Source organism: Oliverpabstia intestinalis (assembly GCF_009696065.1).
GTDB classification, from domain to species: Bacteria; Bacillota; Clostridia; order Lachnospirales; family Lachnospiraceae; genus Oliverpabstia; species Oliverpabstia intestinalis.
The window spans coordinates 22,779-39,546 of sequence record NZ_VUMS01000010.1 but is presented as its reverse complement, the minus strand read 5'-3'; the positions used below and the strand labels follow the sequence as shown (position 1 = coordinate 39,546).

Here is a 16,768-nt window from a genome sequence, read left to right as displayed (position 1 = left end):
GTTTGCTCCAAACTTTTTTTAGTATACAACATCTTTTAATGATTGGCAAATAAATGCGGAAAATATAAATAAGAAAATCAAGTCCTTTTCAGAAAACAACAGTTGAGATGAAGGAAAATCAGAGATATAATAAAAGAACAGAGTCTGTCAGAAAAGAGTACAAAAAGCAGGAGGGTTTTAACATGAGGAAAAATTTAGGAGCAAAAGCATATACATATCCACAGCCGGTATTTATCCTGGCAGCTTACGGAGAGGACGGAACACCGAATGCAATGAATGCAGCTTGGGGCGGGATCAGTGATGAAAAAGAACTGACCATGTGTATCAGTGCCGGCCATAAGACAACGGAAGATATTCTGGCGAAAAAAGCATTTACCGTAAGTATGGCAGATGCTGCTCATGTGGAAGCATGTGATTATGTGGGAATCGTTTCCGGAACCAAAGAGCCGGACAAATTCGCAAATGCAGGATTTCACGCAGTAAAATCAGAGTTTATAGATGCACCACTGATCGAAGAACTCCCGATTGCCGTAGAATGCAGACTGAAAAGCTACGACCCGGAAAGTTGCCGGATGGTGGGAGAAATCGTAAACATCAGTGTGGATGAGCGTGTACTGGACGAGAACGGTAAAGTGGATGTGGCAAAAACTCAGCCAATTACGTTTGATCCGTTTAACAATACCTATGTGGTACTGGGGAAAACCGTTGGAAGAGCATTTCATGATGGAATGAATCTGAAAAAATAATGTAACTGTTCAGTAACTTCACAGTTAAGATTCGATGAAGAGTTATTGAATAAAAACATCTGAACAGATGGGGGAGATACACCATGACAGTACGGATTCTGAATCACGGATTGAGTAGTTTTGGGAGCTATTGCGGACTGAACTATGCATATGCTTACATTAAAAATATTGTCACCTATACGGCGGCAGATTTTATGCATGACAATCTGGGATCCATAGCCGGTGCAATTGGTGTGATTCTTTTTGTACTGGTAATTGTATTTGCCAGGCATGATCAGGATATGCGAAAGATCGCACGAAAGGAAGCAAAACAGAAGAAAGAGCTGGAAGAAGCCCTTGAAGCGGCCAGAGAAGCCGGCATGGCGAGAACGGTATTTCTGCGGAATATGTCTCATGATATCCGTACACCGCTGAATGCGGTTCTCGGATTTACCGATCTTGCGTTGAAAGAAGGAACGGATGTATCAAAGATCCAGGAATATCTGGAGAAAATCCGGGTATCCGGCAATCATCTGCTGGCAATCGTCAACGAGGTCCTTGAGATCAGCAGGATCGAGAGCGGACAGACGGAACTCTACGAGGAACCGGCAGATATGGATGTGATCGTGGAAGAAGTTGCGGTGATCATCCGGGAACAGACACAGGAGAATAATCAGCAGTTTGTGATTGACTTGTCCGGTGTTCAAAATCACGAGATTCTGTGTGATAAACTGCGGATCAAAGAGATCCTGCTGAATCTTCTGGGAAATGCTGTGAAGTTTACGCCGCAGGAAGGATTGATCACACTTCAGATTGTACAAATACCTCCATATGAGAAAGAAATCGGACATTATGAGATTCATGTAAAAGACACCGGATGCGGAATGAGTCCTTCTTTTATGGAAAAAATGTTTGATCCTTTTGAACGGGAGAAGAACTCTACGCTCAGCGGTGTCCAGGGAACCGGACTTGGCCTTCCGATCGTTAAGCGGTTTGTAGAACTGATGGAAGGAACAATCGAAGCAATCTCCACTGAGGGTGTCGGAACAGAATTTATTATAAAAACAGACTTTCTGCTGGTGAGCAGGGCACTTTTGGAAACAACGAACAGACCATCAACAGTATCCGTGAAACAGCAGATCATGGAAAAACGGATTCTTCTTGTGGAAGATAATGAACTGAACCGGGAAATTGCTGCCACATTGTTGCAGGATGTCGGTTTTGAGGTGACAGAAGCAGGAGATGGCGCACAGGCAGTAGAACTGATAAAGCACGCAGAACCAGATACCTATGCGGCCATTCTCATGGACATCCAGATGCCTGTCATGGACGGCTACACCGCCACCCGCCAGATCCGTCAACTGGAAGATCCGTCACTGGCAAACATACCAATCATTGCGGTTTCCGCAAACGCCTTTGAAGAAGACAAAGTAGCCTCCCGCGCTGCCGGCATGAACGGTCATCTGGCAAAACCAATGAATACGGAGGCAGTGCTTGCGATGATGGAGGAAGTGCTGGGAAGGAAAGAATCATAGAAGGAGATCATGCATGCTAAATCAGAACACCAGGAAAACGTATCGGCGGATGTATCAGATTTATACCGAAGAAAAACGACTGCCGGTAAAACCGGGGAAAATGGAACGAGAGTTATCTTCATGACAGAAATAAGAAGATGATTCTGGAAAGTATAAAGGAAATAAAATTTTAAGTGAAAGACTCGATGCTGAGAATAAAAGCAGGCATCGAATTTTCACATACAAAGGCTGGAGTTACCATATGAAAGAAGACAAAACCGAACAGCGCTGGGACAAGCTGCTTCATATCCGCACCAGTGGAAGGGATGATTCTCACTCGGATCAGTACCGATATCCCTATGAGCCAACACCATATACTGTATTGCAACGCCTTGCGGATTCCGGGTATATCCGAAAGCACAATCTGTTGTTGGATTATGGCTGCGGAAAAGGGCGGGTGGATTTCTTTTTGTCCTGGCAGACCAGATGTCAGTCTGTCGGGATTGAATATGATGAGCGGATCTATGAAAATGCACAGAAAAATAAAGAGACAGCAGTTTCTTCCGGACGGGTATCTTTTGAAAAAGTAGATGCGACAGAATTCGTTGTCCCGGATCAGGCGGACAGGATGTATTTTTTTAATCCGTTTTCTGTAGAAATTTTGCAGCATGTGATAGCGAGAATACTGGAGTCCTATTACCGGAATATGAGACCGATTCAACTGTTCTTTTATTATCCTTCGGATGACTACATAGCGTGTCTGATGAATGCGGAAGGGTTACAGTTTGCAGATGAAATTGATTGCAAAGATCTTTTTCCAGGAGAGAATCAGCGGGAAAGAATCGTAATATTCGAACTGGGAGAAATCGCGGGTTGAAATATTGAAAGTTAAAGAACGTGAAGGAGAAGAACATTATGGGAGATCATGAAAGAGGAAAGCTGGATGACAGTGGATTCCACTATGACGGCTGTGCAGGCGGTCCCTGTGGATGCGATGGAGGAAGCGGAGGTTCACCGAGAAGAGGTGGTGGTGGAGATGGTCTGTGGATAATTGTGGGTCTGATCGTGGTTTTTGGAGGGGTAATCGGACTGGCAGAACTGACAGGAATACCGCTGGAAAACTGGTCGACAGGGATAATACTTTTAGTGATGTTTCTTCTGTTTCTGTTGTTTGGAGTGATTATTCTTTTGTTTTATTAAGAATAGAAAGAATATTCAGCATAAAAACATCACAAAAAAGAAAAAAAAGATTGACATTCAAGTATACTTGAATGTTATCATAAAAGTAAACAAAAAAGAAAGAAGGGTTTTTACAATGAGTGTTGATGTAACAAAAATGCCGAAACTCGGTTTCGGGCTGATGAGACTGCCGGAGAAGGACGGGGAACTGGATCTGGAGCAGCTTTGTAAGATGGTGGATGCGTATATGGCATCCGGAATGAACTATTTTGATACCGCATATATGTACTGCGGAGGAAAATCCGAGAGTATTATCAAAAAAGCGCTTGTAGAGCGTTATCCGCGTGACAGCTTTACACTGACAACGAAATTGCCACAATGGATGATGGATGAAGGAATCGATGGAAGAGACCGGATCTTTAATGAGCAGCTGGCACGTACCGGTGCGGGATATTTTGATTATTATCTGTTACATAGCGTAGAAGACGGAGCAAACTACGAAGGTTACGTCAAATACGACTGCTTCAACTGGGCGATGAAGAAAAAAGAAGAAGGACTGATCCGTCATTTCGGTTTCTCTTTCCATGGAACACCGGAACTGCTGGATAAAATTCTCTCCGAGCATCCGGAAGTAGAGATCGTACAGATCCAGATGAATTATGCAGACTGGGAGAATCCGCTGGTACAGTCCGGTCGACTGTATGAGGTTCTTCGCAAATACAACATGCCTTTCTTGGTTATGGAGCCTGTCAAAGGCGGTTCTCTTGCCAGTGCGTCTCCGGAAGTAGAGGCAGAGATGAAAAAGATCAAACCGGACGCTTCCGTAGCATCCTGGGCACTGCGCTTTGCGGCATCTCTTCCGGGCGTTGCCACAGTATTGTCCGGCATGTCCAACGAAGAGCAGATGAATGACAACCTGAAGACATTTACCAACTTCGAACCACTGTCGGAGGAAGAGCGGAAAGTAATCGAAAAAGCACAGGATGAACTGAAGAAAAATCCAACCGTTCCATGTACTTCCTGCCGATACTGCTGCGATGGATGTCCACAGCAGATTTCCATCCCGGATGTCTTCCGTGCGTTAAATACCATCCGTCTGTATGGAGAAAAAGATCGTGCACAGTCTTATTATGAAAAACTGACACAGACTTCCGGAAAAGCAGGTGACTGTATCCAGTGTGGCCAGTGTGAGAGTGTCTGTCCGCAGCACTTGTCCATCATTTCATTACTGGAAGAAGCATCGGAAAAACTTGACAAATAATAAAAAACGGTTCATCCATGCCCGAAAAGCGTGATAGATGCGTTAAATATGTTTTCTGTATTGCTTTTTGTTGGGGAAAATGTTAATATATTAGCAAATGAACACGAAACAAAGAATACCTGCAGAGGTGGGAAGACGCGCTGCAGGTATTCTTCTGCAACAGAAAGGAACAACATATGAAGACAACACTGATTATCATGGCAGCAGGGATTGGTTCACGGTTCGGAACAGGAATCAAACAGCTGGCAAAGATGTCGGACAACGGAGAGATCATCATGGATTACTCGATCTATGATGCAAAAGAAGCAGGATTTGACAAAGTGGTTTTTGTAATCCGTAAAGATATTGAAGAAGAGTTCAAAGCGGTGATCGGAAACCGTATTGGTTCTCAGATCGAAGTGGAATATGTATATCAGGAACTCACTGATCTGCCGGAAGGCTTTACTGTTCCGGAAGGACGTAAAAAACCATGGGGAACAGGTCAGGCAGTACTGGCGTGCAAGGACGTAGTAGAAGAGCCGTTTGTGATCATCAACGCAGACGATTACTACGGAAAAGAGGCTTTCGTAAAACTGCATGATTTTCTGGTAAATGGGAAGCAGGAAGGCGAAGTCCTGAATATGGCAATGGCAGGATTTGTCCTGAAAAATACTGTCAGCGAGAACGGAGCAGTTACCCGTGGTATCTGTACCGTGGATGACGATGATATGCTGACTGATGTTCTGGAAACATCCGGTATCGCAATCGAAGCAGACGGAACGGTAGTCTGTGACAGAGAAGAAGTAAAGTCCTGGATCACACCGGATGTTCACGTGTCCATGAATATGTGGGCTGCTTATCCGGAATTTCTGGACAAGCTGGAGAGCGGATTTGCAGAATTCCTGAAAGACGAATCCGGAGATCCGTTAAAGAAAGAATATCTGATTCCGATCATCGTGGATGGTCTGTTAAAACAGAACAAAGCGACAGTGAAGGTGCTGGAGACACAGGACAAATGGATCGGAATTACTTATAAAGAAGATACAGAGCTGGCACAGGAAGGCTTCCGTGAAATGATTCGTTCCGGTAAATATCCGGCAAAGCTGTGGGATTAATTTTGAGAAAATAAAAGAGAAATGACAAAGCATCAGGGTGAAAATCGGAGATATGGGAAGTCTCAGAATCTGATTTTAACCTGGTGCTTTTTAAGTTACGTGGATAACTGGGCAAAATCCGTTTGGTTTCTGAGCTCTTTCATAATTTTACAAAAGTTCAGGAATCCGTATGGCTGTAAAAGTGAGACAAAAAAGGCAGAAAAAGAAAAGGGATGACATTTTGGCAGAGTTTGTATATAATAGAGGAAGTGTCAGCGAGATGAAAACGGAAAAAACGAAGGAAACAGGAGAACAGAAAATGAAAGCATATGATTATGTTGTAATAGGATCCGGTCTGTACGGCGCCGTATTTGCCCGGGAAGCGGTGAAAAAAGGGAAAAAGGTGCTGGTGATCGACAAACGCCCAAACATCGCGGGAAATGTATATACGGAGCAGATGGAAGGGATTCATGTACATAAATACGGTGCCCATATTTTTCATACAAACAATAAAAAAGTGTGGGACTATGTGGCATCTTTTGCGGAATTTAACCGTTTTACGAACTCCCCGGTGGCAAATTACAAGGGTGAGCTGTACAGCCTGCCGTTTAATATGTATACCTTCAATAAGATGTGGGGTGTGGTGACACCGGAAGAGGCAGCAGCCAAGATCGAAGAACAGAGACAGGCAGCAGGTATCACCGAGCCGAAGAATCTGGAAGAGCAGGCGATCTCTCTGGTTGGAACAGATATTTATGAGAAACTGATCAAGGGTTACACACAGAAACAGTGGGGACGTCCGTGTACAGAGCTTCCGTCATTTATCATCCGCCGTCTGCCGGTGCGCCTGACTTTTGATAACAACTACTTCAATGCGTTGTATCAGGGAATCCCGGTAGGTGGTTACACAAAGATGGTTGCCAATATGCTTGAAGGTATCGAGGTAGAACTTGGTGTGGATTATCTTGAGAAGAAAGAGTATTATGACAGTCTGGGAGAAAAAATCGTATATACCGGACCGATCGATGCATATTTTGCATATGAACTGGGTACACTGGAATACCGTTCGGTACGATTCGAGACAGAGGTACTGGACAAACCGAATTTCCAGGGAAATGCAGCTGTGAACTACACAGATGCAGAGACTCCATGGACACGAATCATCGAACATAAATGGTTTGAGTTCGGAAAAGATGAGAATGGTCAGGAACTTCCGAAGACAGTCATCAGCCGGGAATACAGCTCCGAGTGGAAACCGGGCGATGAACCTTATTATCCGGTCAATGATGAAAAGAACGGAAAACTCTATGAAGAATATAAGAAACTTGCTGAGAAAGAAAAGGATGTGATTTTCGGCGGCAGACTGGGTGAATATAAGTATTATGATATGGATGCGGTGATCGCAGCGGCACTGGATATGAGTGAGAGAGAGCTGGGATAATTGCATTCTGGTTATGACAGACATTTATGTATAAATATCTGAGGAAAACTAAAAACAGTGTAGTACAATGTTTGATTTCAAACCGTACTACACTGTTTTTAGCTAAACAATATATCATTTGCGTCGATAATCAGACACACTCTAGAACTCAATCTCCTTCAGATACCGTGCCACAGCATCCTGCCAGGTAGGAAGCGGCTCGAATCCGTTTTCTACGAGTTTGGATTTGTCCAGGCGGCTGTTGAACGGGCGTTTTGCTTTGGATACGCCGTATTCAGCAGTGGAAACCGGAGTGACGGACACGCGGTCTTCGGAATACTCCTCACGTCCCATTGCGACAGCCTGACGGAAGATTTCTTTTGTGAAATCATACCAGCTGATATAGCCGCCCTCGTTGGTTGCGTGATAATAACCGTATTTCTCTGTCTCGATCATGTCGACCAGCAGTCGTGCCAGATCGTAGGTATAGGTAGGAGTACCGATCTGATCGGAAACAACGGTCAGCTTGTCGTGTGTCTTTGCTACGTTCAGCATGGTTTTGATAAAGTTTTTTCCGTTCTTACCGAATACCCATGCGATACGCACGATAAAATATTTATCCAGAGTGGAAGATACCGCAAGTTCTCCGTCCAGTTTGGTCTGTCCGTATACATTTAACGGTTTGTAATCCTTGCAGTCCGGCTGCCACGGTTCGGTTCCCTGTCCGTCAAATACATAGTCGGTGGAAATGTAAACCATTTTTGCATCCAGTTTTTTGCAGACAGAAGCGATATTAGCAGTTCCATCTACGTTAATGGCCTTTACTTTTGCCTGTTTGTCTTCATCCTCTGCCAGATCAACAGCAGTCCATGCAGCGCAGTGAACGACAACATCCGGGTTGATCTCGGTAAGGGTTTTACAAACAGCTTCTTTGTCTGTGATATCCATGGCAACGTAAGGCATGGTTGTGACCGGGCTTTCGTCCTGTACACCGCTGTAGGAAGGAGCGATATCACTTCCGATTCCTTCATAACCTCTTTTTGCCAGTTCATTCATCACATCGTGTCCCAGCTGTCCGGCAACACCTGTTACAAATACTTTCATATTGTTCTCTCCATAATCTATCTGCCGTAGCTGCGAAGCAAGAGTATATGCCTGGCAGAACGGCAGATTTTAAATGATTTATTAGTTCAATGTCACGGTACGCACCGGCAGGAATTAGCGGTTTGCGTACATTTTCTCATAGTAGTTCTGGTATTCACCGGAGATGATGGTTTCCCACCATTCTTTGTTATCCAGATACCACTGAATGGTTTTTTTGATACCGTCTGCGAATTTGGTTTCCGGCAGCCAGCCCAGTTCGTTGTGGATCTTGGTCGGATCGATGGCATAACGCATGTCATGACCTTTTCTGTCAGATACATAGGTGATCAGGCTTTCCGGTTTACCCAGTTCTTTACAGATGATTTTTACGATATCGATGTTTTTCATCTCATTGTGACCACCGATGTTATATACTTCGCCGACACGACCGTTGTGGATGATCAGGTCGATCGCTTTGCAGTGATCTTCTACATACAGCCAGTCACGGACATTTTCACCTTTTCCGTATACAGGAAGTGGTTTGTCATTCAGTGCATTGGCGATCATCAGCGGAATCAGTTTTTCCGGGAAATGATACGGTCCATAGTTGTTGGAGCAGCGGCTGATGGTAACAGGCAGACCATAAGTACGATGGTAAGCCAGAACCAGAAGGTCAGCACCTGCTTTGGAGGAGCTGTACGGGCTGCTGGTGTGGATCGGAGTCTCTTCGGTAAAGAACAGGTCCGGGCGATCCAGAGGCAGATCTCCGTATACTTCATCGGTAGATACCTGATGATATCTCTTGATACCGTATTTTCTGCAGGCATCCATCAGGACAGCAGTACCTTTGATGTTGGTATCCAGGAATACTTCCGGGTTCTCGATGGAACGGTCTACGTGGCTTTCTGCTGCGAAGTTTACAACCATATCCGGATGTTCTTCTTCGAACAGTTTGTATACAGCTTCACGGTCTGTGATGCTTTCTTTTACAAAACGGAAGTTCGGGTTGTCCATAACAGGAGCCAGAGTGGACAGGTTACCTGCATAAGTCAGGCAGTCCAGGCATACGATCCGATAATCCGGGTATTTTTTCAGCATATGGAAAATAAAGTTGCTTCCGATAAATCCGGCACCGCCGGTAACAATAATATTCATAACATTTCTCCTTTTGGGTGTCAGGCACCATTAAAAATTTAATAACAAATCCGGGAACGCAGCGGTATTAGCGGCGTGCATCCAGATATTTGCCGTTCAGAACGTCCATCAGATACTGACCGTACTGATTTTTTTTCAGCAGTTCGTATACTTTCAGAACTTCTTCTTTTGAGATCCAGCCGTTTAAGTAAGCGATTTCTTCCAGACACGCGATTTTTCTGTGCTGGTGAGTTTCCATGGTTTTTACGAAGTTGGTAGCATCTACCAGACTTTCATGTGTACCGGTATCCAGCCAGGTAAATCCCTGTCCCAGAAGTTCTACATTTAACTGTCCTTCTTCCAGATAGATGCGGTTCAGATCGGTAATTTCCAGTTCGCCACGTGCACTTGGTTTTAGATTCTTAGCGTATTCCACTACTTTATTGTCGTAGAAATACAGACCGGTCACACAGTAATTGCTCTTCGGATGTTCCGGTTTCTCTTCGATGGAGATAGCTTTTCCTTCACTGTCGAATTCTACGATACCGAAACGCTCCGGATCGTCCACGTAATAACCGAAGACAGTAGCACCTTTTCCGGTTTTTGCATTTTCTACCGCTGCGTGCAGACGTTTGGTCAGTCCGTGACCGGCGAAAATGTTGTCACCCAGAACCATAGCTACAGAGTCATCACCGATGAATTCTTCTCCGATGATGAATGCCTGTGCCAGTCCGTCCGGACTTTCCTGTACAGCATAGGACAGATTCACACCGAACTGATGACCGTCGCCTAACAGCTCCTTGAAACGCGGGGTATCCTGCGGGGTGGAGATGATCAGGATATCACGGATGCCTGCGTTCATCAGAACAGACATCGGATAGTAGATCATCGGTTTGTCATAGATGGGAAGTAACTGTTTGGAAGTTACCATGGTCAGAGGATAAAGGCGTGTGCCGGATCCTCCTGCTAAAATGATTCCTTTCATGAGTATTCTCCTTTCAGATCATTTGTTATAACTATTCAGTAGGTAGTATCCCGCGAGATGTTTTGGCATGAATATGTCAAAATCCCGAGACATACAAGTCAAAATGCCATCACCGAAGGTTTAAATGCATTTTGACTCGTAACTGTGAAGGTACTGAACAGTTACCATTTGTTTTTTCAGTTCCGTATCCTAAGATGATACCATTATAAAAGGTGACCTTAGGTCACCTTCAAGCATTTTTTAAAAATTTTGGTAAAATTGTTGGTTTTTACTTATAGGACAGAGAAAAACAGAAGGAAAATTTAGTAATTGCAAATAAAAATCCCGGCATCTTTTGTGATATGCAATCCTTTTTCTGTTTTTTTCTTTACAAAGGAACGAAATTCTTTGTAGTGGTCAAGCAGGTACTGATTCTGATTGCCGTGGCAGGAGAGGATATAGGAGATCAGAGGCTCCGGGTCGGACACCAGAAGACCGTCTTCATAAGAGATCCATTCCACACGGGAAAACCACGGTTCGAGCACCTGTGCGCCGTTTTCGCGACCGAATTTCTCATATAATTTGTTGGCGGAGAGCACGATCCGCTCATCAAACCGGCTGACCAGCTGACTGATTTCTTTCATATGAGAGTTGCCATAGGTACTGCATAAGAACCGCCCACCCGGTTTCAGTACCCGCCGGACTTCTTTACACACATTTTCCAGATTGTCACAGTAGAACAGCACGTGGTTGGCGATCACGAGATCATAGCTTTCAGAAGCTGCCGGAATCTTTTCACAGTCAAAAGCAGCGAAAGAAAACCGGGAATCTCTGGCTCCCAGTGCACGTCTTGCATCGCGCAGCATCCCGTCGGAGATGTCGGAGAGGGTAAGGTGGATGTTCTGAGGAAGCAGAGAGATGTTTTGTTTCCATAAAGCGCCGTCCCCACATCCCAGTTCCAGAACGTTCATGCCGGACTGCAGATGACACTGTGAATAGATCCACGGAAACCATCCTTCTTTATTTATAGAGTATAAACTGTGCAGCTTGATTCGGGCTGCAATGTTAGTTGCGTTCTGATACTGATTCTTCATACTCTTTTCCATACCGGTCAGATGGATCAGATCAAGCATCTGGTTCCAGTCGATGGTGTGCTGGGTCTGGATCGCATCGGAAGTATCCTGAATCGCCTTCTCCACCAGCTGTAATTGTTCAATCCGGTCGCGCACCAGTTTCAGCTGTACATCCAGAGAATCCCGCATAAAATGATAGTCCGTATCATTGATCGTCATATCCCGGATATCATCCAGCGAAAATCCCAGAAACTTCAACAACAGGATCTGCTGCAGCCGCGCCAGATCCTCATCCGTGTAAAACCGTGCACCTGCGTCACTTACATAGGAAGGTTTTAAAATATTCTGTTTATCATAATAACGGATCGTCCGAAGCGTCACATGCGCCATACGGGCAAATTCCCCGGAAGAGTAGTAGCCCTCTTTTTTCATAGATTATACGCCTTTCTGTGTATGAAAAAAATAATTACGAAAATAGATAAAAACAGTATAGCAGACGGGGGGAGAGAAAGCAAATTGGTCTTTTTCGATAAAAACGAAAAACCCCGTGTGATAAAAAACAAAAATAGTAGGAAATAAGGAGAAATATTCGTGACAAAACAACAGACTGATGGTAGAATATCCCAGATAAGGGGTGTCATGGGGCATGCCTGATTTTTGATTTACGCGAGCAACGAGCCAAAGTCCGTGCTTGCACGAGACCTTGGCGACTGCCGCGATAACGAGCGCCAGCGAGTGTACGCGAGCAACGAGCCAAAGTCTGTGCATGCACGAGACCGGGGCGACTGTCGCGATAACTTGAGAAACTCGCGTAGCGTTTTTCTCATAGTTTATTTGAGCTACAAGTCAGAATCTGACCTCGTATGAAACCATGATGATCGTCACGACAACGAGTAAAATTTTCGGAGTGTATTTTATCTCGTTTCAGAGAAGGTTTTATGGAGATAGGGCATCAGGAAGCATTGTGGCCGGGATGCATGGCACATTCTTATAAAAGTATATTTAAAGACAGAATAAACAGGACAGAAGGGGGATTTATGCTGGGAAACGTAAGGAAAAAATTTATTGGAAACAAGCAGTTTTATAAGATGGTACTTGCCATCGCCATACCGATCATGATCCAGAACGGAATCACAAACTTTGTAAGCCTGCTGGACAACATCATGGTTGGTCAGATCGGAACGGAGCAGATGTCGGGGGTTGCGATTGTCAATCAGCTGATCTTTGTATACAATCTGTGTATCTTCGGCGGGGTGTCCGGTGCGGGAATCTTTACCGCGCAGTATTTTGGACAGAAAGATGATGAAGGTATCCGTCATACCTTCCGGTTCAAATTATGGGTATCCGCGATTCTGACTGCGCTGGTTATTGTGATTTTTATCATCGGTGGAGAAAGTCTCATCCAGATCTATCTGAACGGCAGTAGCGATGGCGGTGATCTGGCGGCTGCACTTCGCTATGGAAGACAGTACATGCTGGTGATGTTATGCGGACTGCCGGCCTTTATGATGGTACAGACATATGCGAGTACACTTCGTGAGTGCGGAGAGACGATGGTGCCGATGAAAGCCGGTGTGACAGCGGTTCTGGTGAATCTGGTATTTAACTATCTGCTGATCTACGGAAAATTCGGTTTTCCAAAACTGGGCGTTGTCGGTGCTGCAATTGCAACGGTACTTTCCAGATATGTGGAGATGGCGATCGTTTTGGTCTGGACACACAAGCATAAGGAAATCAATACCTATATCGTCGGGCTTTATAAGACGATGAAGATTCCCGGATATCTGATAAAGAAATTTATCATCAAAGGCTCTCCGCTGCTTTTCAACGAAACACTGTGGGCGGCCGCGCAGGCTACACTGATGCAGTGTTATTCGATGCGCGGGCTGAGCGTAGTAGCGGCGTTCAATATTGCGAATACGATTGCAAACTTATTTAATGTAGTATTTATCGCCCTGGGTGATTCGGTAGCCATAGTGGTAGGACAGAGGCTGGGTGCCGGCAAGATGGATGAGGCAAGGGATCTGGACAACAAGATGATCGCCTTTTCCGTGATGTGCTGTACCGGTGTTGCGATTGTGATGTTCCTGATCGCGCCGCTGTTTCCACAGCTGTATAACACTGACAGTACGACAAGACATCTGGCAGAATACCTGATCATGACACAGGCAGTCTTTATGCCGCAGAATGCATTCCTGCATGCGACATATTTTACCCTGCGTTCCGGTGGCAAGACAGTGGTCACGTTCTTTTTCGACAGCGTCTTCGTGTGGATCGTCAGCGTGCCGATCGCCTTTGTGCTGAGCCGGTTTACCGGTTTGTTTGTAGTAGTGATTTTCGCATGCGTCAATATTGCAGACTGGATCAAATGCGTGATCGGCTTTGTACTGGTTAAGAAAGGTGTCTGGTTGCAGAATATTGTGTCGCAGAAAGAATGATAAACAGTGTCGGGCATGGTGAACAATAAAAAGAAAAATAGCAGAAAAATAAGACTTGCAATTTAAAATATGGTAGTGTATAATATTTGACGTATGAATAAACGAGATGGTCCTCTGTTACAAAAGGTATTAAGAACATCCAGGAACAAAAGGAGAAAAAAGATGAACGAAATTATTAAAAACATCGAAGCTGCTCAGCTGAAAGCAGAAGCACCGGCATTCAACGTTGGTGACACCGTAAAAGTTTATGGTAAAATCAAAGAAGGAAACCGCGAAAGAATTCAGATCTTCGAAGGTATCGTAATTAAAAAACAGGGCGGAAGCTGCCGTGAAACTTTCACAGTAAGAAAGAACTCTAACGGTATCGGCGTAGAAAAGACATGGCCGCTGCATTCTCCGAACGTAGAGAGAGTAGAAGTAGTAAGACGTGGTAAAGTAAGACGTGCAAAACTGAACTACTTAAGAGACCGTGTTGGTAAAGCAGCTAAGGTAAAAGAACTGGTAAAATAATTCACAGGTAGAGGAGCAGGGGCAAATACATCATGTACTTGCCCCTGTTTCCGTTTACGCGGGCAATGAGTCAAAGTCCGTGCTTGCACGAGGTCTTGACGACTGCCACGATAATGAGTAAATTTTGCGAAGAGTATGTTATCTCGTTATCGCGTTACTGTGGGAAAACTCTGAGGCAAATGAATATGGGATTTTTTAAAGCAAGGTATGTAAGAGACTATGTGGCAGCTGCCAAGTTAAAAGCAGCTGTTATCTGGGCGGCAGAGATCGCAGCGGTGCTTATCCTCGGCATTGTACTGGCGGTTGGTTATGGAAAAATCACCGTTATGCAGGAAGGTTCTATGGATCCTACGTTAAATGCAGGAGATGTACTTCTGGTCGATCGCATGGCATACAGATTCAGTACGCCGAAGAGGGGAGATATCATCGTATATAAAACAGGCGATGATAAAAAAGCAAGTACACATATCAAACGGATCATCGGACTTCCGGGAGAGACGATACAGATCAAGGACGGACAGATCCTGATAGACGGGGAGACCTATCAGGAAAACGGCGAATTTCCAGGGATTGAAAATGCAGGGGTTGCTGAGACGAAGGTGGTACTGGACAGCGGAGAGTATTTTGTGCTGGGTGATAACCGGAACAACAGCGAAGACAGCAGATACGCCGATATGGGAAATGTCAAGAAAAGAAATATCATCGGTAAGGTCTGGTTTATTGCGTCACCGTGGAGCAGGTTCGGATTCGTATAGAATGAGGTAAGCAGATGAATTTACAATGGTATCCAGGTCATATGACCAAGGCAAAACGGCAGATGCAGGAAGATCTGAAACTGATTGATCTGATCATCGAACTGGTGGACGCCCGCATCCCGTTAAGCAGCAGAAACCCGGATATTGATGAACTGGGTAAAAATAAGGCAAGATTGATCCTGTTAAACAAATCAGATCTTGCAGATGAAAGATATAACGAGCAGTGGTCCGCGTATTTTCAGAAAAAAGGATTTTACGTGGTAAAAGTGAATGCTAAATCAGGCGCGGGACTCAAGTCTATCCAGGGCGTGATCCAGGAAGCTTGTAAGGCAAAGATCGAGAGAGACAGAAGAAGAGGAATCAAGAACCGTCCGATTCGTGCAATGGTTGTAGGTATTCCAAATGTAGGTAAGTCCACATTTATCAACTCCTACGCAGGAAAAGCCTGTGCAAAGACCGGAAACAAACCGGGTGTGACAAAGGGAAAGCAGTGGATCCGTCTGAATAAGACACTGGAACTTCTGGACACACCTGGTATCCTCTGGCCGAAATTTGAGGATCAGGAAGTGGGAAAACGACTGGCGTTTATCGGATCTATCAAGGACGAGATCCTGAATCTGGAGGAACTGTCTCTGGAACTGCTGGATTATATCCGCACGAATTATCCGGGCCTGTTAAATACCCGTTACGGTATCAAGGAAGAGGGCACACCGGTATCTCTTCTGGAAGCAGTAGCGGATAAGAGAAAATGTCTGATCCGCGGGCAGGAGATCGACTATGCGAAAGCGGCAGGAATCGTGATGGAAGAATTCCGTAACGGTAAAATCGGAAGAATCACACTGGAATTTCCACCGGTTGAGGAGGAAACTGCACATGAAGACCATCCGGGAGATTAAAGAAGAATTACAGGCGGCGTCGGGAACAGAGAGAGAAAAACTTCTGGAACTGTACCGGGAGGATACCCGAAGCGGCGTAGTCGGTCTGGTGAAAAAATACGACCGGGAAAAAGAACTGCTGGAGAAAGAAAAACAGCGGATTGAAGATATGAAAGTCTATGAGAACACCTACAGTCACGTGGGCTGGATCTGTGGCATCGATGAAGCAGGACGTGGCCCGCTGGCGGGACCTGTTGTGGCAGGTGCGGTGATTTTACCGGAAGACAGCAAGATCCTCTGGCTGAACGACTCCAAGCAGCTGTCAGCAAAGAAAAGAGAAGAACTCTATGATGTGATCATGGAAGAAGCGATCAGCGTTGGTGTTGGGTATGCAAGTCCGGCACGAATCGATGAGATCAATATTTTACAGGCAACCTATGAAGCGATGCGTGAAGCCATCTCAAAACTGGCTGTCAAGCCACAGATTCTGTTAAATGATGCGGTGACGATCCCTCAGGTCGAGATTCCGCAGGTGCCGATCATCAAAGGGGACGCCAAAAGCGTTTCAATCGCAGCTGCAAGTATCATCGCGAAGGTCACCAGGGATCGGTTAATGGCAGAATATGATAAGATCATTCCGGAATATGGATTTGCATCTCATAAGGGATACGGATCGAAAAGTCATATCGAAGCGATTCGGCAATACGGTCCGTCACCGATCCACAGAGCAACATTTATCAAGAACTTTCTGTAATCCGGGATGG

16 protein-coding genes are annotated in these 16,768 nt (G+C 45.0%); 12 read left to right on the top strand and 4 right to left on the bottom strand.

Going from position 1 to position 16,768, the window contains the following annotated elements:
• Nucleotides 1–182: 182 nt before the first annotated feature.
• From FYJ57_RS06690 to glf, 7 genes are all read left to right on the top strand, one after another.
• Nucleotides 183–746: a flavin reductase family protein gene (locus tag FYJ57_RS06690; protein WP_154432108.1), complete on the top strand. Its 564-nt coding sequence runs from the start codon at nucleotides 183–185 to the stop codon at nucleotides 744–746.
• Between the two features lie 83 nt (nucleotides 747–829).
• Nucleotides 830–2,260, top strand: a complete 1,431-nt coding sequence (locus FYJ57_RS06685) for an ATP-binding protein (protein WP_154432107.1) — start codon at nucleotides 830–832, stop codon at nucleotides 2,258–2,260.
• Nucleotides 2,261–2,501: 241 nt separating this feature from the next.
• On the top strand, nucleotides 2,502–3,116 hold the full coding sequence (locus tag FYJ57_RS06680; protein WP_154432106.1) for an SAM-dependent methyltransferase: 615 nt from the start codon (nucleotides 2,502–2,504) through the stop codon (nucleotides 3,114–3,116).
• Between the two features lie 38 nt (nucleotides 3,117–3,154).
• Entirely contained in the window at nucleotides 3,155–3,439 is a 285-nt protein-coding gene (locus FYJ57_RS06675; protein WP_154432105.1) for a hypothetical protein, read from the top strand.
• Between the two features lie 115 nt (nucleotides 3,440–3,554).
• Nucleotides 3,555–4,679, top strand: a complete 1,125-nt coding sequence (locus FYJ57_RS06670; RefSeq protein WP_235904467.1) for an aldo/keto reductase — start codon at nucleotides 3,555–3,557, stop codon at nucleotides 4,677–4,679.
• Nucleotides 4,680–4,855: 176 nt separating this feature from the next.
• On the top strand, nucleotides 4,856–5,773 hold the full coding sequence (locus FYJ57_RS06665; RefSeq protein ID WP_154432104.1) for a nucleotidyltransferase family protein: 918 nt from the start codon (nucleotides 4,856–4,858) through the stop codon (nucleotides 5,771–5,773).
• Nucleotides 5,774–6,071: 298 nt separating this feature from the next.
• The gene (gene glf / locus FYJ57_RS06660) at nucleotides 6,072–7,193 is read left to right on the top strand and encodes a UDP-galactopyranose mutase (protein WP_154432146.1); all 1,122 of its coding nucleotides are present in this window, start codon (nucleotides 6,072–6,074) and stop codon (nucleotides 7,191–7,193) included.
• Between the two features lie 141 nt (nucleotides 7,194–7,334).
• Here glf and rfbD read toward each other — a convergent pair whose 3' ends face one another.
• The 4 genes from rfbD to FYJ57_RS06640 form a co-directional block, all read right to left on the bottom strand.
• Entirely contained in the window at nucleotides 7,335–8,276 is a 942-nt protein-coding gene (gene rfbD, locus FYJ57_RS06655) for a dTDP-4-dehydrorhamnose reductase (protein WP_154432103.1), read from the bottom strand.
• 114 nt (nucleotides 8,277–8,390) lie between these two features.
• The gene (gene rfbB / locus FYJ57_RS06650; RefSeq protein ID WP_022171188.1) at nucleotides 8,391–9,410 is read right to left on the bottom strand and encodes a dTDP-glucose 4,6-dehydratase; all 1,020 of its coding nucleotides are present in this window, start codon (nucleotides 9,408–9,410) and stop codon (nucleotides 8,391–8,393) included.
• 67 nt (nucleotides 9,411–9,477) lie between these two features.
• Entirely contained in the window at nucleotides 9,478–10,374 is an 897-nt protein-coding gene (gene rfbA / locus FYJ57_RS06645; protein WP_022171187.1) for a glucose-1-phosphate thymidylyltransferase RfbA, read from the bottom strand.
• Between the two features lie 302 nt (nucleotides 10,375–10,676).
• Nucleotides 10,677–11,858: a MerR family transcriptional regulator gene (locus FYJ57_RS06640; protein WP_118721633.1), complete on the bottom strand. Its 1,182-nt coding sequence runs from the start codon at nucleotides 11,856–11,858 to the stop codon at nucleotides 10,677–10,679.
• Between the two features lie 605 nt (nucleotides 11,859–12,463).
• On the opposite strand from FYJ57_RS06640, the gene FYJ57_RS06635 reads away from it, so the two are divergent.
• The 5 genes from FYJ57_RS06635 (at nucleotide 12,464) to FYJ57_RS06615 (ending at nucleotide 16,758) form a co-directional block, all read left to right on the top strand.
• Nucleotides 12,464–13,864 (top strand): MATE family efflux transporter, encoded by a 1,401-nt coding sequence (locus FYJ57_RS06635; protein WP_235904466.1) that lies wholly within the window; start codon nucleotides 12,464–12,466, stop codon nucleotides 13,862–13,864.
• A 162-nt stretch (nucleotides 13,865–14,026) separates the two neighbouring features.
• Complete coding sequence (gene rplS, locus FYJ57_RS06630) at nucleotides 14,027–14,374, top strand: 50S ribosomal protein L19 (RefSeq protein ID WP_022171184.1); 348 nt, start codon at nucleotides 14,027–14,029, stop codon at nucleotides 14,372–14,374.
• Between the two features lie 185 nt (nucleotides 14,375–14,559).
• On the top strand, nucleotides 14,560–15,129 hold the full coding sequence (gene lepB, locus FYJ57_RS06625) for a signal peptidase I (RefSeq protein WP_154432102.1): 570 nt from the start codon (nucleotides 14,560–14,562) through the stop codon (nucleotides 15,127–15,129).
• A gap of 14 nt (nucleotides 15,130–15,143) precedes the next feature.
• Nucleotides 15,144–16,025, top strand: coding sequence for a ribosome biogenesis GTPase YlqF (ylqF, locus tag FYJ57_RS06620; RefSeq protein ID WP_154432101.1), 882 nt, complete (start codon nucleotides 15,144–15,146; stop codon nucleotides 16,023–16,025).
• Nucleotides 16,003–16,758, top strand: a complete 756-nt coding sequence (locus tag FYJ57_RS06615; RefSeq protein WP_154432100.1) for a ribonuclease HII — start codon at nucleotides 16,003–16,005, stop codon at nucleotides 16,756–16,758. The genes ylqF and FYJ57_RS06615 overlap by 23 nt, the downstream gene beginning before the upstream one ends.
• Nucleotides 16,759–16,768: the final 10 nt, after the last annotated feature.